Origin of the sequence: Bradyrhizobium sp. 132 (assembly GCF_023074185.1) — a bacterium.
Taxonomy (GTDB): Bacteria; Pseudomonadota; Alphaproteobacteria; order Rhizobiales; family Xanthobacteraceae; genus Bradyrhizobium.
On record NZ_JADPKY010000071.1, the window covers coordinates 133,834 to 150,358 of the forward strand.

15 protein-coding genes are annotated in these 16,525 nt (G+C 63.9%); 12 read left to right on the plus strand and 3 right to left on the minus strand.

What is annotated here, in order from left to right:
• Positions 1–10: 10 nt before the first annotated feature.
• Positions 11–715 carry a peptide-methionine (S)-S-oxide reductase MsrA gene (gene msrA / locus IVA74_RS11810; RefSeq protein WP_247343245.1) on the minus strand — a complete coding sequence of 235 codons (705 nt, stop codon included), beginning with the start codon at positions 713–715 and terminating at the stop codon, positions 11–13.
• Positions 716–959: 244 nt separating this feature from the next.
• Here msrA and IVA74_RS11815 point away from each other — a divergent pair, with 244 nt between their 5' ends.
• A complete protein-coding gene (locus IVA74_RS11815) occupies positions 960–2,657 on the plus strand; it encodes a caspase family protein (RefSeq protein ID WP_247343248.1) in 1,698 nt (565 codons plus the stop codon).
• Positions 2,658–2,761: 104 nt separating this feature from the next.
• Here IVA74_RS11815 and IVA74_RS11820 read toward each other — a convergent pair whose 3' ends face one another.
• A complete protein-coding gene (locus tag IVA74_RS11820; RefSeq protein ID WP_247343252.1) occupies positions 2,762–3,877 on the minus strand; it encodes an ATP-dependent RecD-like DNA helicase in 1,116 nt (371 codons plus the stop codon).
• Between the two features lie 419 nt (positions 3,878–4,296).
• Between IVA74_RS11820 and IVA74_RS11825 the strand changes: the two genes are divergently transcribed.
• The 11 genes from IVA74_RS11825 (at position 4,297) to IVA74_RS11875 (ending at position 15,033) form a co-directional block, all read left to right on the plus strand.
• Entirely contained in the window at positions 4,297–5,502 is a 1,206-nt protein-coding gene (locus tag IVA74_RS11825) for an LLM class flavin-dependent oxidoreductase (protein WP_247343255.1), read from the plus strand.
• Positions 5,503–5,564: 62 nt separating this feature from the next.
• On the plus strand, positions 5,565–6,356 hold the full coding sequence (locus tag IVA74_RS11830; RefSeq protein ID WP_247343258.1) for a LuxR C-terminal-related transcriptional regulator: 792 nt from the start codon (positions 5,565–5,567) through the stop codon (positions 6,354–6,356).
• 546 nt (positions 6,357–6,902) lie between these two features.
• Positions 6,903–7,757 (plus strand): L,D-transpeptidase, encoded by an 855-nt coding sequence (locus tag IVA74_RS11835; protein ID WP_247343260.1) that lies wholly within the window; start codon positions 6,903–6,905, stop codon positions 7,755–7,757.
• 95 nt (positions 7,758–7,852) lie between these two features.
• A complete protein-coding gene (locus IVA74_RS11840) occupies positions 7,853–9,022 on the plus strand; it encodes a cytochrome P450 (RefSeq protein WP_247343263.1) in 1,170 nt (389 codons plus the stop codon).
• A gap of 370 nt (positions 9,023–9,392) precedes the next feature.
• The gene (locus tag IVA74_RS11845; RefSeq protein WP_247343266.1) at positions 9,393–10,355 is read left to right on the plus strand and encodes a sulfonate ABC transporter substrate-binding protein; all 963 of its coding nucleotides are present in this window, start codon (positions 9,393–9,395) and stop codon (positions 10,353–10,355) included.
• Between the two features lie 38 nt (positions 10,356–10,393).
• Positions 10,394–11,347, plus strand: coding sequence for a sulfonate ABC transporter substrate-binding protein (locus tag IVA74_RS11850; protein WP_247343269.1), 954 nt, complete (start codon positions 10,394–10,396; stop codon positions 11,345–11,347).
• Between the two features lie 8 nt (positions 11,348–11,355).
• Positions 11,356–12,522, plus strand: coding sequence for an FMNH2-dependent alkanesulfonate monooxygenase (gene ssuD, locus IVA74_RS11855; RefSeq protein WP_247343272.1), 1,167 nt, complete (start codon positions 11,356–11,358; stop codon positions 12,520–12,522).
• Positions 12,519–13,325, plus strand: coding sequence for an aliphatic sulfonate ABC transporter permease SsuC (gene ssuC / locus IVA74_RS11860; RefSeq protein ID WP_247343275.1), 807 nt, complete (start codon positions 12,519–12,521; stop codon positions 13,323–13,325). The genes ssuD and ssuC overlap by 4 nt, the downstream gene beginning before the upstream one ends.
• 7 nt (positions 13,326–13,332) lie before the next feature.
• A complete protein-coding gene (locus IVA74_RS11865; RefSeq protein WP_247343279.1) occupies positions 13,333–14,169 on the plus strand; it encodes an ATP-binding cassette domain-containing protein in 837 nt (278 codons plus the stop codon).
• Positions 14,170–14,200: 31 nt separating this feature from the next.
• Positions 14,201–14,782, plus strand: coding sequence for a flavin reductase family protein (locus tag IVA74_RS11870; RefSeq protein WP_247343282.1), 582 nt, complete (start codon positions 14,201–14,203; stop codon positions 14,780–14,782).
• A 92-nt stretch (positions 14,783–14,874) separates the two neighbouring features.
• Entirely contained in the window at positions 14,875–15,033 is a 159-nt protein-coding gene (locus tag IVA74_RS11875; protein ID WP_247343332.1) for a hypothetical protein, read from the plus strand.
• A gap of 110 nt (positions 15,034–15,143) precedes the next feature.
• On the opposite strand, the gene IVA74_RS11880 is transcribed toward IVA74_RS11875, so the two are convergent.
• The gene (locus IVA74_RS11880; RefSeq protein WP_247343285.1) at positions 15,144–16,292 is read right to left on the minus strand and encodes a M20 family metallopeptidase; all 1,149 of its coding nucleotides are present in this window, start codon (positions 16,290–16,292) and stop codon (positions 15,144–15,146) included.
• Between the last annotated feature and the right edge of the window lie 233 nt (positions 16,293–16,525).

Genomic DNA, 16,525 nt, shown 5'->3' on the forward strand with positions numbered 1-16,525 from the left:
GATCTCGCGATCAGTTGGTAGCCTTGCTGGCACTCACCAGCGTCGGCTTCTCGATGTAGTTATCCGCGAACAGCTTTTTCAGGTTCTCGACCTTCGGGAGATCGTTGTAGGCGATATAGGGCTGGTTCGGGTGCAGCGTCAGATAGTCCTGATGATAGGCCTCCGCCGGATAGAACGCCTCCAGCGCGCCGACCTTGGTCGCGATCGGCTTGCTGAAGACCTTGGCGCCGTTGAGCTGGGCGATATAGGCCTCGGCCACCTTCTTCTGCTCGTCGGAGGTGGTGAAGATCGCCGAGCGATATTGCGTGCCGCTGTCGGGACCCTGCCGGTTGAGCTGGGTCGGGTCGTGCGCCACCGAGAAGTAGATCTGCAGGATCTTGCCGTAGGAGATCTTCTTCGGGTCGTATTTGATCTCGACCGATTCCGCATGGCCGGTCCGGCCGCTCGAGACAGTCTGGTAGTCGGCCGTCGCCTTGGTGCCGCCCGCATAGCCGGAAACCGCGTTGAGGACGCCTGCGGTGTGTTGGAACACGCCCTGCACGCCCCAGAAGCAGCCTCCGGCGATCACGGCGGTTTGGGTCCCGCTTGCGGGGGCCGCATCCACTGCGGGAGTTGGGATCACGACCGCATCCTCGGCGGCCCGGGTCGGCGCGGCAAAAGCCAGCGTCAGGGCGGTGGTTGCGGCGAGCAGGGACAGGATGGCAGGTCGGCGCATGGCGATCCTCTTTCGGAAGGTCTGACAGTCTAGGGCGGTTGGAGCCGGGCGAACAGCCTGCCCGGCATTTACAGACATTCGAGATACGGGCCGGCCGGGCGATTGTTACGGCCGGACTGACACGAGTCTGTGAAAAACGTGCCTTGGGACAGACCGGCTTGGCGAGGACCGGAACTCCGCGCTAGATGAACCCGCGCGATCGGTGATCGACCTAAAGAGTGATGGCTGGAGCTGACCTGACAACATGTTGCGCGTCATATCCCTGACCCTCGTCGTCGTGCTCGCCGGCTTGGCCGCCTGGAGCTCGATCGCGGCGGCCGGTCCGCAATCCGGCGACGACCTCGCCATTTGCCGCGACCGCCAGGCGGATGCGCAGGCCAGGGCGCAGGCCTGCGACAATCTGCTCAACGCCGACCGTGTCACCGGCAAGGACAAGGGCATCGCGCTCTCCGTGCGCGGCAATACGCTGATCAACAAGCGCGACTACATCCACGCGATCGAGACCTTGTCCATGGCCGTCGATCTCGATCCCGACAACGTCGTCACGCTCAATTTGCGCGGCCTCGCCCATGAGCGGACGGGCCAGGACGACCTTGCGATGGCGGACTACAACCTCGCGCTCCAAAAGCGCCCGACCTACGGTGTGCCCTACAACAACCGCGGCATCATCCAGCTGCGCCGGGGTGCGCTGCAAAGCGCGCTCGACGATTTCAACCTGTCGATCAAATACGCGCCCAAGTTCCTGCTCGGCTACACCAACCGCGCCCGCGTGCGCACGCTGATGCAGGATTTTGACGGCGCGATCGCCGATTTCGCGGAGGCCGAGAAGATCGACCCGGCCGCGCAGCAGATCACCGGCAACCGCTGCATCACCTACGGCATGATGGGCAAGTACGACCAGGCCTTCGCCGACTGCAACGGATTGATCGAGAAGCAGCCGAAGAACACCTACGCGATCAACAATCGCGCCGACGTCAACATGTTGAAGGGCGATTTCGACGCCGCGCTGAAGGACTACAACACGGCAATCCAGATCAACCCGAACAATGTCCGGGCACATTCAGGCCGCGGCCAGATCTACGAGCGCAAGAAGGATCTCGCCCAGGCCCGCGCCGACTATCGCGCGGCAGCCTATTCGCTGACGAAGTTCGACGAGCTCGACGTCGCGCGCGCCCGCGCGATCGCGCGGGAACGGCTCGCCGCGCTGACACCGCAGGCGCCGGCCGGATCAACGGGGCGCCGTGTGGCGCTTGTGATCGGCAACGGCGCCTACAAGAACGTCCACGCCTTGCCCAACCCGCCCCGCGACTCGAAAATGATCGCAAGCGTGCTGCGCGATGTCGGCTTCCAGACCGTGATATCCGTCAGCGACCTGACCCGCGACAAATTCTTCGAAGCGTTGCAGACGTTTGCCGCCGAGGCGGAGAAGGCGGATTGGGCGGTGGTCTATTACGCCGGCCACGGTTTCGAGATCGGCGGCGTCAACTATCTCGTTCCTGTCGACGCCAAGCTCGCCGCGGACAGGGACGCCGAGACCCAGGCGGTTGCGCTGGAGCAGGTGATTGCCGCCGTCGGCGCCGCGCGAAAGGTGCGTCTGGTGATGCTGGATGCCTGCCGTGACAATCCGTTCGCGCCGACCATGCAGCGCACGCTGTCGCTCAAGTTGGTCGACAAGGGCTTTTCTAACATCGAGCCCGGCGCCGGCTTCATGGTGGTCTACGCCGCCAAGCACGGCGAGACCGCGATGGACGGCGATGGCGGCGCCGACAGCCCCTTCGCCACCGCGCTCGCCCGCGAGATCAAGGTGCCGCGCGTCGAGATCCGAAAACTGTTCGACATCGTCCGCGACGACGTCTGGGTTGTGACCAAGCACGAGCAGCAGCCGTTTTCGTACGGCTCGCCGCCGGGGCGCGAGGATTTTTATTTCGTTGCTGGGAAGTGAGAGATCGTACGTGCGTAGCGGGTTAGCGAAGCGTAACCGCGAACTTCGTTCCGCATTCGCTGAAGCATGGTGGGTTACGACTTCGGCTAACCCACCCCACGGTCTCACACCACAATGCTCAGCCGCTTCGCCGCCCGCGTGATCCCCGTGTACAGCCACCGTGCTCGGCTCTCCTGAAACGCAAAGCTCTCGTCGAATAGCACGACGTCGTCCCATTGCGAGCCCTGCGACTTGTGCACGGTCAGCACATAGCCGTAGTCGAACTCGTCATAGGGCTTGCGTTGCTCCCAGGCGATCGCCTCGACGCCGCCTTCGAAGCAGTCGGCGCGCACCGAGACCTTCGTCACCTTGTGGCCAAGATCCTCGTCCGGCGACAGCCGCATGCTGAGAATGCGCGATTTCGAGCGCGTGGTGTTGCGCGATTTCACGCGCCACAGGCCGCCGTTGAACAGGCCCTTCTTGCGGTTGTTGCGCAGGCACACCAGCTTGTCGCCGGCGACCGGAAAGGTGTCCTCGATATTCTGGCGCTGACGCACCCGCATATTGTACGCGCGCCGCGTGTTGTTACGGCCGACCAGGACCTGGTCGGCGGCCATCACGCGATCGGGATCGAGTTCTTTGCGCGACACCACCTCGCTCTCGCCATAGCGGCCGATGTCGAGCTCACGTCCCTCGCGGACGTCCATCGACATTCGCACGATCGGGTCGTCCTGGGCCTGGCGGTGCACCTCGGTCAGCATCGCGTCGGGTTCGGTATTGGTGAAGAAGCCGGCGCCCTGGATCGGCGGCAGCTGCGCGGGATCGCCCAGCACAAGCAGCGGGCAGTCGAACGACATCAGGTCGCGGCCCAATTCGGCATCGACCATCGAGCATTCGTCGATCACGATCAGCTTGGCCTTCGAGGCCGGGGCGTCGTCCCACAGCTCGAAGCTCGGCTGTTCCTCGCCGGATTCGCGGGTGCGGTAGATCAGCGAATGGATGGTGGAGGCCTCGTCGCAACCCTTGTTGCGCATGACCAGCGCCGCCTTGCCGGTGAACGCAGCGAACTTCACCTCGCCGTCGACGCCGTCGGCAATGTGCCGCGCCAGCGTGGTTTTGCCGGTGCCGGCAAAGCCGAACAGGCGGAATACCGGCGGCGTGCCGTTGCGGCCGGGTTTTGCCTTCAGCCAATCGCCAACGGCTTTGAGCGCGGCATCCTGATGCGGGGTGAATGTGGCCATGTCTGTCTTGAGGAGGGGCGAAACGGAGCGATTCGCAATCCCCAAAACTAACCATTCGCACCGCCGGTTCAAGCGCAGGACAATCGCATTTAACTGCCGTTTCCCTGCCGCCCATCCTTCGAGACGCCCGCCTTTGGCGGGCCCTCAGGATGAGGACGGAGTGCGTGGCAGCGCTTTCGACAGGCAAAGATGCCGCTCAGCCTCGTCCTGAGGAGACCGCAAAGTGGTCGTCTCGAAGGACGAGGCGCTCGCTCAGGCCAAGCGGCCCAAACATGCACTTATGGCGCACACTGCTACTTGCGGCCGAGGAATCGTTCTCCCGCACGACGGAATTGCTGCTCCGTAGACAGCGCCGCCTCGCGCATTAAGATGAGCGCAAGAACAATAAGTGGGCAAGAAAACTTGGGAGAGACGGCGTCATGAAGTTCGGCATCTTCTATGAGCTGCAACTGCCAAGGCCCTGGGTGGCCGGCGACGAGCTCAGGCTCTACCAGAATGCGCTGTCGCAGATGGAACTCGCCGACCGGCTCGGCTACGACCATGCGTGGGTTGTCGAGCATCACTTCCTCGAAGAATACTCGCATTCGCCCTCGCCGGAATCCTTCCTCGCGGCGGCCAGCCAGCGCACCAGGAACATCAGGCTTGGCCACGGCATCCTTCAGCTCACCACCAACCATCCCGCCCGCGTTGCCGAGCGCGTCGCCGTGCTCGACCTGCTCTCCAACGGCCGCTGCGAGTTCGGCATGGGCGAGAGCGCGTCCATTACCGAACTCACGCCGTTCGGACGCGACATGGAAACGAAGAAAGAAGTTTTCGAGGAAGCGGTCAGTGCGATCTTCCCGATGTTCAAGGACGCGGGCTCCGAGCATCACGGCAAGTACTTCGACATCCCATTGCGCAATGTCGTGCCGAAACCGGTGCAGAAGCCGCATCCGCCGTTGTGGATGGCCTGCTCGCAGCTGCCGACTATCGAACGTGCCGGCCGTCACGGCTTTGGCGCGCTCGGCTTCCAGTTCGTCAGCGCGGACGCCGCGCATGCCTGGGTGCACGCCTATTACAACGCCATGACCAAGCGTCTGGCAAAGCTCGCCGACTATGAGATCAACCCGAACATGGCGTTGGTGTCGTTCTTCATGTGCGCCAAGACGGACGAGGAGGCCCGCGCCCGCGCCGACGGCGCCACCTTCTTCCAGTTCGCGCTGCGCTTCTACGGCGCCTCGCAGAACCGCCAGCGTCCCGCGCCCTACATCGTCAACATGTGGGACGAGTACAACAAGTGGAAGCGCGACAATCCCGAGGCGCAGGAGGCCGCGCTGCGCGGCGGCCTGATCGGCTCGCCCGAGACCATCCGCAGGAAGCTGAAGCGCTTCCAGAGCTCGCATATCGACCAGGTGATCCTGCTTAATCAAGCGGGCAAGAACAGTCACGAGCATATCTGCGAATCGCTCGAGCTGTTCGGCCGCGAGGTGATGCCGGAGTTCCAGAACGATCCCGCGCAGGAAACCTGGAAGCAGGGCGTGATGAGCGGTGAGATCAAGCTGGAAGAGATCGACACGGAGGCCTTCACCGACCGCTACGGCAAGCTCGCCGTCACCGTCGCGCCAGCGAAGGCGGCGGCGGGGTAGGGCGTCTTCCGGCCCGCGATCTTTGCTGATAGGCTTCGGCAAAACGCGGCAGGGAGAGAACGATGCGGTCCCGCGGGACAGGCTCAGGCTCAAGCTTGGCGGCCGGCGACATCGCGCCCGCGGTGCTCGCGATCGGCCGCCCCGACTTTCCAAATGTCCTGATCGACACGCTGCGTCGGCAGGCCGATGTCGGGCATTGCATGGTGTTCGCGTTGAGCCGTGCCGGCGCCGCACACTGCCTGCTCGATGCCGGCAACATCCCGATCGGCGGCGATCTGGGCGCGGCCTATGCCGGGCAGTTCCACGAATCCGACCCCAACCGCGATGCGCTGTTCGAAGGGAAGGGGCGCGCGCCGATCGTACTGCCGGCCTTCGCGCCCCGCATGTACGGCGCGCGCTACCGAAAAATGTTCTTTGTGGATTCCGGCATCGTGGACAAATGCGCGACCGCGATCTGGGTCGACGACACCTGCTTCTACGTCAATTTCTATCGCATCGCCGCCCAGGGCCGTTTCAGCGCCGCGCAGCATGAGCGGCTCCGAGCCATTGCACCGGCCATCGGCGCGAGCGTGGCGCGCCATTTCCAGCAAGGCGCGGCGACCACCGACCAGACTCTCGCCACGCTGTTTGCGACGTGCACGCCGCTCGCCAGCCTCACCCCGCGCGAGCAGGACGTTTGCCGTCGCATCCTCGCAGGCTTCAGCTCCGAGGCGATATCGCAAGCCCTCGGCATCAGCCTGCATTCGACGCTGACCTACCGCAAACGCGCCTATGAGCGGCTCGGCATCTCCTCGCAGAGCGAGCTGTTTGCCATCGTGCTCCGCCTGCTGGCTGGCCCCCGCAGCCTGAATTGAGGGAGACGCTAAGTCCGCGGTATCTGCTTCCGAGCAAAGCGGCGCGCAGTTCGCCCGCCGGGATCGTCGACTGTTGACCCGAAGTGGACTTGATCGATATTGAAGCGAGTTCTTAAATGCCCGCGAAGGGCCGGGTGTCAAAGCAGAGCATGGAATTCTTGTCGGAATGGATCGCAGCCTATCTAATCGGCGAGTCCGATGATTGGGTACCGCGAACACTATTGGGCTGGACCAGAGTCGGGCTGCTTGCCGGTTTTATCGGGCAGGTTATTTACCTGATCCATGCATGCATCGCGTTGGCGGTCCCGACGATCCTGTGGTTTAGCTTCCCAGCAAATATATTGGCGCTGGTTGTCGTCCGCCGCGCTCTGCGGTGGCGCTACCCCGTCTAGCAAAACCTGGGTGACGGACCGCATATTGTCCGTTCATGGCCCGACAAAAGTTCGGCGTTAACCATCTTCACGGTTCCAGTCTGAGCGAGATCGCTTCGAAGTTTCTTAAATTTTGCTGGGTAACTCTCTTGGGCATGGTGACCTGGGGAGAGACATGAGTAAGCGGGCCAAACGTGGAAAGGCGGAGACGCTCGCACTTCCAATGGCCGGGAGAGTTGCGATTGGCGCCGTGGCCATCGCAGCATTGGGGTACAGTTTGCTGTCTCGCCCGGCGAGCGTACAACCGATCCGAAAACCGTCTGCGAACCAAGCCATGGCGTCGTCAACTCCGGTTTACGTGTCAACTCCAGTTCATGCATCAGCGCCGGCTCCGATTCCGGCCCGGGCGCCTCAAGTCGAACCACCAAAAGCTGCTGACGGTCCCGGAGCATTTGTTCGGCAGGTCATTGACTACACCAGCCACCAGGCGCCGGGCACCGTGATCATCGATACCGGAAACACGTTCCTTTATTTCGTTCTGAACGACAGGCAAGCGATGCGCTACGGCATCGGTGTTGGCCGCGAAGGTTTCACGTGGTCCGGTGAGCAGACTGTGGCCCGTAAAACAGAATGGCCGGATTGGCGTCCGCCTGCGGAGATGGTTGTGCGTCAGCCTTATCTGCCGCGGTTTATGGCGGGCGGCCCCGGCAACCCGCTCGGCGCTCGGGCGATGTATCTAGGCGAAACCGAGTATAGAATTCACGGCACCAACAAGCCCGATACGATCGGGAAGCGGGTTTCGTCCGGCTGCATCCGCCTGACCAATGAAGACGTCGTGGACCTTTTTGAGCGGGTGAAGATCGGAGCGAAAGTGATCGTGCTTCCAACTACCGCTGCCCGTCGACCATCCGAGGGAGCACCGCCCGACGCCGCTTCCCGATCGCCGGACCCGGCATCGCTGTCGAACCGACCCTCGGCAACTAACGCGCAGATGCAGTCATCTGGACCGAAGATTGCCGAGGCCCAGTAACTCCAATTCCGTACGTCCCTATCGCTAGGGACAGACCCGGGCCGCGGAGTTCGCTAGTCTGTCCTGAAGCACAGGAGAATTCAGGGGAGGCCGTCTTGAGCACCGCGCCGCGCATCGACATCGACCCTGTCGCGTTCTGGGCCGACCCCTACCCGATGCTCGCGACAATGCGTAAAGAGGCGCCGATCGCCTTCGTACCGCAGCTCGGCTCGACGCTGCTGACGCGCCGCGACGACATCTCGATCTCCGAGAAGCAGATCGACGTGTTCTCCTCGCACCAGCCCGCAGGCCTGATGAATCGGCTGATGGGCCACAACATGATGCGCAAGGACGGCGAGGCGCACCAGGTCGAGCGCCGCGCGATGTTTCCGACGGTGTCGCCGAAGACAGTGAAGGCGCACTGGACCGCGCAATTCCAGGCGCATGCTGACCGCATCATCGATGCAATCGTTCCGGGCAGCCGGATCGACTTCATGCGCGACTTCGCGCTGCCGTTCTCCGGCGAATGCCTGAAGTCCATTACCGGCCTCACCAATATCGGCTTTGGGGACATGGATGCATGGTCGCAGGGCATGATCGAGGGCATCGCCAACTACAGCGGCGATACGGCCGTCGAGGCGCGCTGCCATGCGGCGACATCAGGCATCGATGCGGCGATCGACGACATCCTGCCGGTGATGCGCAAGCATCCTGACCGGAGCATCCTTGGCGTGCTGCTTGCTTCGGGCATGTCGATGGAGAGCGTGCGCGCCAACGTCAAACTCGCGATATCAGGCGGCCAGAACGAACCGCGCAAGGCGATCGCCGGCACGGTGTGGGCGCTGCTGTCCCATCCCGAGCAGCTCGATCTGGTGCGCAAAGGCGAGGTGACCTGGCTCCAGGCCTTCGAGGAATATGCCCGCTGGATCTCGCCGATCGGCATGTCGCCGCGGCGCATCGCAAAGCCGTGGAGCATCCGCGACGTCTCGTTCGAACTTGATGAGCGTGTGTTCCTGATGTTCGGCTCGGCCAACCGTGACGAGCAGCATTTTGAGCGCGCCGACCAGTTCGACGTGCGGCGTGATACCGCCAAGAGCGTCGCGTTCGGCGCCGGTCCGCATTTTTGCGCCGGCGCCTGGGCCTCGCGCGCCATGATCGCCGATGTCGCGTTGCCGACATTGTTCGCGCGTGCCCAAAAGCTCGAGCTGGCCGACGACGAGCCGGTGCGGGTCGGCGGCTGGGCGTTCCGCGGGCTGCAGAATTTGCCGGTGAGGTGGCTGCATTAGCCCGCCAGAGGCGGGTCCATCCCGAACGCCGCCACGGTCTCATCTTGCCCCCGTTTTGCCCGGCGAGTCAAACGAATTTCGGATATACGTAAGTCATTGTTTTCGCACGCCCCGGCTACTGTGCATGGGGTTGTTTTCGCGGTTTTTGGTCCGGTCACGCGTCGTGAGACCCAACGCGCTCGGGACTCACATCCGCGTGCAGAAAAATTCCATCTTCATTCGCTCCACCGCTTGAAAGATTAATCGTGCGCGCGGCACCGGGCGCAGTGCTCGCATCGCTATTTTCTCGCGCGTCTCGACACCTCCGATAAGTCGCACCATCATTTGTGCAAGACGAATGATGACGGCCACGTGCGGCCGGGAGTGCGGAATGCAGCGTCGCGACTTTCTCAAATTATCCGTTGGAACTGCGGCAGTCGCTGCATTCGCCTCGCGCGCCAAAGCGCAAGGAACGTCACAAAGCGCGGTGAAGGAAATTCGGGTCGGCTACCAGAAGACCGGCGTGCTCGTCATCACGCGCCAGCAGGCGTCCTTGGAAAAACATTTCAATCCGCAAGGCATCGAGGTGAAATGGGTCGAGTTTTCCTCGGGGCCTCCGATGATGGAGGCGATGAATGTCGGCAGCGTCGATTTCGGCTCGGTCGGCGATTCCCCGCCGGTGTTCGCCCAGGCCGCGGGCGCGGCAATCGTCTATGCCGCCGGCCAGCCCATCACCAACGGCCAGGGCATTTTGGTGCCGAAGGGCTCGCCGATACGCACCATCGCTGACTTGAAGGGCAAGCGCATCGGCTTCACCAAGGGCTCCAGTGCCCACAACATCGTGGTGCAGACGCTGGAAAGGGCCGGTCTCACCTACGCCGACATCACGCCGGTCTATTTGACGCCGCCGGATGCCGGGCCTGCCTTTGCCAATGGCAGCATCGAGGCCTGGGCGATCTGGGATCCGTATTTTGCGATCGGCGAGACCAAGCAGGGCGGCCGCATCCTGATCAATGCACGCGAGGTCACCAAGACCAATTCCTTCTACATCGCCAACCGCGATTTCGCGAAGAACCACGGTGCGATCCTGCAACAGATCGTCGACGTGACAACGGCGGCCGGCAAATGGGCCGAACAGAACCGCGACGAGGTCGCGAGATCGCTCGCCGCGATCACCGGCGTCCCGCTGGATATCCAGACCGTCGCAGCCAATCGCGCGAACTTCGTGGTCGGCCCCGTCACCGACGACATCGTCGTCACCCAGCAGGGCGTTGCCGACCGCTTCTACAAGCTCGGCCTGATCCCCAAGCCGATCGTCGTTCGCGACATCGTCTGGCGCAACCCGGCAGCCTGATCGTGCCGACCGATCTTCCCATCCAGAAGGGTTTGAACATGAGACGTATCATTCAGCGTCTGATCGCGGCCATCGTGCTGTCGATCGGCATCGTCGCCGCCGCGGTCGGCACCTCCTACGGTCAAGACAAGGTGGTTCGCATCGGTTATCAGAAATACGGCAAGCTGGTGCTGCTCAAGAGCAAGGGCACGCTGGAGCCGAAGCTCGCGGCCAACGGCTACAAGGTGGTGTGGACCGAATTCCCCTCCGGCCCGCCGCTGCTCGAGGCGCTCAATGTCGGCGCGATCGATTTCGGCAACACCGGCGAAGCCCCGCCGATCTTCGCGCAAGCCGCCGGCGCCCCGATCCAGTATGTCGCCTACGAGCCGCCGGCCCCGAAGGGCGAGGCGATCCTGGTGCCGAAAGACAGCCCGCTGAAGTCTGTCACCGATCTCAAGGGCAAGAAGGTCGCGCTCAACAAGGGCTCCAACGTCCACTATCTCCTGGTCAAGGCACTCGAGAAGGCCGGCGTCAAATATTCCGAGATCGAGCCGGTATTTCTGGCGCCAGCCGATGCGCGCGCCGCCTTCGAGCGCGGCGCGGTCGATGCCTGGGTGATCTGGGATCCGTTCCAGGCCGCCGCGGAAGCGGCGACCGGCGCACGTACGCTCGCCGACGGCACCGACATCGTGGCGAACTACCAGTTCTATTTCTCCTCGAAGAAATTCCTCGAAGCCAATCCTGAGATCGTCGACGCCGTGCTGGCCGAGCTGAGCGCGGTCGACGATTGGGCCGAGGGCGACATCCACGCGGTTGCCGAGCAGCTGGCGCCCGCGATCGGCCTGCCGGTCCCCGTGGTCGAGGTGGCGCTGAAGCGGCAGGCCTACGGCATCAAGCCGATCACCGACGCCGTCGTCGCCGATCAGCAGCAGGTTGCCGACGCGTTCTTCGCGCTCAACCTGATTCCCAAATCCATCAAGATTTCCGACGTGGCGCGGAAGCCAGGATCATGAGCAAGCACATGAGCAAGCAAGCAAACGCCAACATCCTCTGGTTCCTGCCGACCCACGGTGACGGCCGCTATCTCGGCACCGGCGTCGGCGGCCGCGAGGTCAATTTCAACTATCTACGCCAGATCGCGCAGGCCGCCGACCAGCTCGGCTATTTCGGCGTGCTGCTGCCGACCGGGCGATCTTGCGAGGATTCCTGGATCGTCGCCTCCTCGGTCGCGCCGTTCACCGAGCGGCTGCGCTATCTCGTGGCCGTCAGGCCCGGCCTGCAATCGCCGAGCGTGGCCGCGCGCATGACCGCGACGCTCGATCGCATCACAAACGGCCGTCTTCTCGTCAACGTCGTCACCGGTGGCGATCCCGTCGAGAACAAGGGCGACGGCATCTTCCTCGGCCATGACGAGCGCTACGAGGTCACCCGCGAGTTTCTCAACGTCTATAGCGACCTGCTCGCCGGCAAGACCGTCAATGTCGAGGGCAAGCACATCCATGTCGAAGGCGGCAAGCTGCTGTTTCCGCCGGTGCAGTCGCCGCGGCCGCCGCTCTATTTCGGCGGCTCGTCGGATGCCGGCATCGACGTCGCCGTCGACGCCGTCGACAAATATCTCACCTGGGGTGAGCCGCCGGCGCTGGTCGCGGAGAAGATCGCCAAGGTGAGGGAGGTCGCCGCAGCACGTGGCCGAAAATTGTCCTTCGGTATCCGGCTCCACGTGATTGTCCGCGAGACCAATGAAGCGGCCTGGCAGGCTGCCAACGAGCTGATCAAGCATGTCAGCGACGAGACCATCGCCACGGCGCAGAAGAACTTTGAGCGGATGGATTCCGTCGGCCAGCAGCGCATGGCACAGCTGCATGGCGGCAAGCGCGACAAGCTCGAGATCGCTCCGAACCTGTGGGCCGGTGTCGGCCTCGTGCGCGGCGGCGCCGGCACGGCACTGGTCGGCGACGCCCAGACCGTCGCGGCCCGTATCAAGGAGTATCAGGACATCGGCATCGATACCTTCATCATGTCGGGCTACCCGCATCTGGAGGAAGCCTATCGCTTCGCCGAGCTGGTGTTCCCGCTGCTTTCGCTGGAGCAGCCCAGCAACGTGACCAAGCTTCACTTCAACGGCGGCCCCTTTGGTGAAACGGTCGGCAGCGACTTCCGTCCGCAGCACAAGGTGTCGCAGTCATGAGCCTGATCGACAGCGTTTCGTTCCCGCGCAGTTTTCGCCTGCCGCGCCTCGACGGCCTGATCCAGTGGATCGTGCCGCTCGCCATCATCGCGATCTGGCAGGTTGCCAGCGTCACCGGTTTTGTGCCGACGCGGGTGCTGCCGGCGCCGAGCGACGTCATGCTCGCAGGCTGGAAGCTGCTGCTCTCCGGCGAGCTCGTGCGCAACATCTGGGTCTCGTTCTGGCGCGCCTCGATCGGCTTCCTGATCGGCGGCAGTATCGGCTTCGCGTTCGGTCTCGCCAACGGCCTGTCGCAGCTCTCCTCAAAGCTCACCGACACCACGCTCCAGATGGTGCGCAACGTGCCGCATCTGGCACTGATCCCGTTGGTCATTTTGTGGTTCGGCATCGACGAGAGCGCGAAGTTGTTCCTGGTGGCGCTCGGCGTGTTCTTCCCGATCTACCTCAACACGCTGCACGGCATCCGCACTGTCGATCCCCAGTTGATCGAGATGGGCCGCATCTACGGCATGAGCGATGGCGAGCTGTTCCGACGCGTGATCTTCCCGGGCGCGCTGCCCTCGATCTTCGTCGGCATCCGCTTCGCGCTCGGCATCATGTGGCTGACCCTGATCGTCGCCGAGACCATCGCGGCGTCTTCGGGCCTCGGCTACATGGCGATGCAGGCGCGCGAGTTCATGCTGATCGACGTCGTCGTGCTCTCGATCCTGATCTACGCGCTGCTCGGCAAGCTCGCCGACAGCGCCTCCCGCGTGCTGGAGCGCCTGATGCTCTCCTGGCACCCCGCCTTCCAGAAACGTTGAGAGTGACATGCAGACAGCCCTTCGTACCTCCCTTCCGGAAACCGAACTCGCCAGCCGCGCCAATTTCGCGCCTCACGCCCGTGTGCTGCGCGAGGAACGGCCGGCGCAGACCAGCGGCTTGCCGCTCAGCATCCGGGCTTTGCGCAAATCCTACGGCGACAATGAGGTGCTGCGCGGCATTGATTTGCACATCCCGGCCGGCCAGTTCGTTGCGATCGTGGGCAAGAGCGGCTGCGGCAAGAGCACGTTGCTTCGCCTGATCGCCGGCCTGGAAAAGTTTGACGCCGGCAGCATCTCGCTCGGCGACGCGGTGAAACCCGAGGATATCCGCGTGATGTTCCAGGAGCCCCGGCTGTTGCCCTGGGCTCGCGTTCTCTCCAATGTCGAGGTCGGTCTCGGTCGCGATCGTTCATCCAGTGACGCGCACACGCGCGCCGAGAAGGCGCTGACCGAGGTCGGGCTGACCGACAAGCGCGACCAGTGGCCCTCGGTGCTGTCGGGTGGCCAGAAGCAGCGCGTTGCCCTTGCCCGCGCGCTGGTCTCGCGTCCGCGGGTGCTCGCCTTCGACGAGCCGCTCGGCGCGCTGGACGCGCTGACCCGGATCTCGATGCAGCGGTTGCTGGAGCGCGTCTGGCGCGACCAGGGCTTTACCGCGATCCTGGTGACCCACGACGTCGCCGAGGCGGTCGCGCTGGCCGACCGGGTGCTGGTGATCGAGGAGGGACGGATCGCCCATGACGTCGTGGTTAACACGGCCCGGCCCCGCGAACGCGGCTCGGCCGAGCTCGCGGGTCTCGAAGGCTCGATCCTGAGCCACCTTTTGTCGGCGGACGATCGTACCTAAATAGCGAGGGACCCCGTTTGGGGGCGATGCCATGAATGTAGTGCCCCGCGATCTCATGACCGAAATTGCCGTCACGTCCGCCGATTTCCGCGGCGCCATGCGCCACCTCACCGGCGGCGTCAGCGTCATCACCGCCGGGCGAGGCAAGGACATTACCGGCATGACGGTCACTTCCGTCGCCTCGCTGTCGGTCGAGCCGCCGACGCTGATCGTCAGCATCAATCGCGATGCCTCGTCCTTCCCGCTGATCCGGCGCCACGGCGCTTTCGGCGTGAACATCCTCGCGGCCGATCAGCTCGACGTCGCCGAGCGCTTTGCCGGCAAGGGAGGGCTCAAGGGTGTCGATCGTTTCGCGGGCGCCCGGTGGGTAACGGCGGTTTCGGGCGTTCCGCTGCTGGTCGGCGCATTGTCCGCCGTCGATTGCGAGGTCGAGGAGATCGTCGAGCGCCATTCGCATGGCATCGTCATCGGCCGTGTCCGGGATGTCAGGAATTCCACCCGCAACGCTGCGCTGGCCTATTGGCACGGCCAGTACGTGGCGGTCGATCAGGACGAAGACGCGGCCAGGCTTGCGGACGTCAGCGTTCCCACCCACCTCCGGCGCGGCATTTGATCGCCGCCGGACGAGGGACGCACAGGCTGGCCTTTTCGCTTTCATCGCTCTAGAAGCACCTCGGCCTCCCGCCGGGACGGCAATGGAGCGCAATGATGAAACGCGTCGCGACCTGGGCCTTCTACGCCATCGGCGCGCTCGCGATCGCCTATCTCGCGCTCTACGCCTATGCCATGTTCAGCGGCCAACCGATCGTGCCGGGCGACCCCATCCACATCTTCCGCAAGCCGGACGCGCCGAGTTATTCGTGACGGCTCTCTCCTCGTCATGGCCGGGCTTGGTCCATCCACGCGTAGCCGCGATTCCCGGAGAGACGTGGATGCGTGGGACAAGCCCGGCCATGACGGCGGAGTGTGTGCGACTAGCCTCGCAAAATCGCCAGCGCCAGCGCCTGTGCGCGAGGCACGATGCTGTCGAGCTCGAGATATTCCTCCGCCGTGTGCGCGAGCCCGCCGACGGGGCCGAGGCCGCAGATGGTCGGCGTGCCGACCGCGGCGGTGAAGCCGGAATCGGCGCAGCCGCCGGAGAACTCGCCCTGGAGCGTGGTGAGGCCGGCCTGCTTTGCGGCGGACTGATAAGTTTCGAACAGCGCTTTTGAATCGGCGCTCTGCACCACCGGGACGAACTCGCCCTTGACCGTCAGCGTCGCGCTGGTGCCCGGCACGAAAGACGTCGCGATGATCGTCTCGATCGCGGCCATCACCCTCGCACGATCCGCGGGATCGACGTAGCGCATGTCGATCTGCCCCTCCGCATAAGGCGCCGTCGTGTTGACGGACTGCCCGCCCGAGACGAGACCGACGTTCAGCGTGATGCCCTTGTCGAGATCGGTCAGCGCGTGGATCTGCACGATCTTGTGCGCGAGCTCGCCGATCGCGCTGACGCCGGCGACGAAATTGGCGCCGGAATGCGCGGCTTTGCCAGTGATGGCGACATGCATGAAGATGCCGCCCTTGCGCCCCGTGACGATATTGCCGGTCGGGCGGCCCGGCTCGGAATTGAACACGGCGCGCGCCGCGCGTCCTTCGCGCTCGATCACCGGCCGGGAGGAGGGCGAGCCGATCTCCTCGTCCGAGGTGATCAGCACCTTGATCGGGTGCGGGCTGCCGCCGAATTTATGGAAGGCGGTCGCCACGAATATGTTCATGACGACGCCCGACTTCATGTCGGCAACGCCCGGACCATAGGCGCGCTTGTCTTGGATCGTGAACGGACGCCGCCCGGCCTCGCCCTTGCCGAACACGGTGTCGCGATGTCCCATCAACAGCACCGGCTTCTCGTTGCTGCCGGGCTTTGCGACGTCGGCATGGATCGCATCGCCGAAGGTGGCGTTGTTTTCACGCCGGAACGGGATGCCGTGCTCGGCAAAATGCCGCTCGAACCGCGCCCCGACCGCATCGACGCCTTCCTTGTCATAGGACCCGGAATCGATGTTCACGACATCGCGCAGCAGGTCGATCATCGCCTGCCGCTGCGTCGCCAGCCAGTCCGTGATTTGAGCTTCAGACATGTTTACCCTCGCGTGGTTTTCATGCGGGGTTATAGGGCGTTGCCTGCGGATGGCCTAGTCACGTAGCGCGGTCCCGTTATGCGAGAACCGCCCTCAACGCCGTCATTGCGAGCGACGCGAAGCAATCCAGTCTGTCACCGCGGAAAGATCCTGGATTGCTTTACTGCGCTCGCAATGACGAGGGCGGTAGCCTGCATTCAAACAAAAATGCCCGGGACTTGGCCCGGGCATTC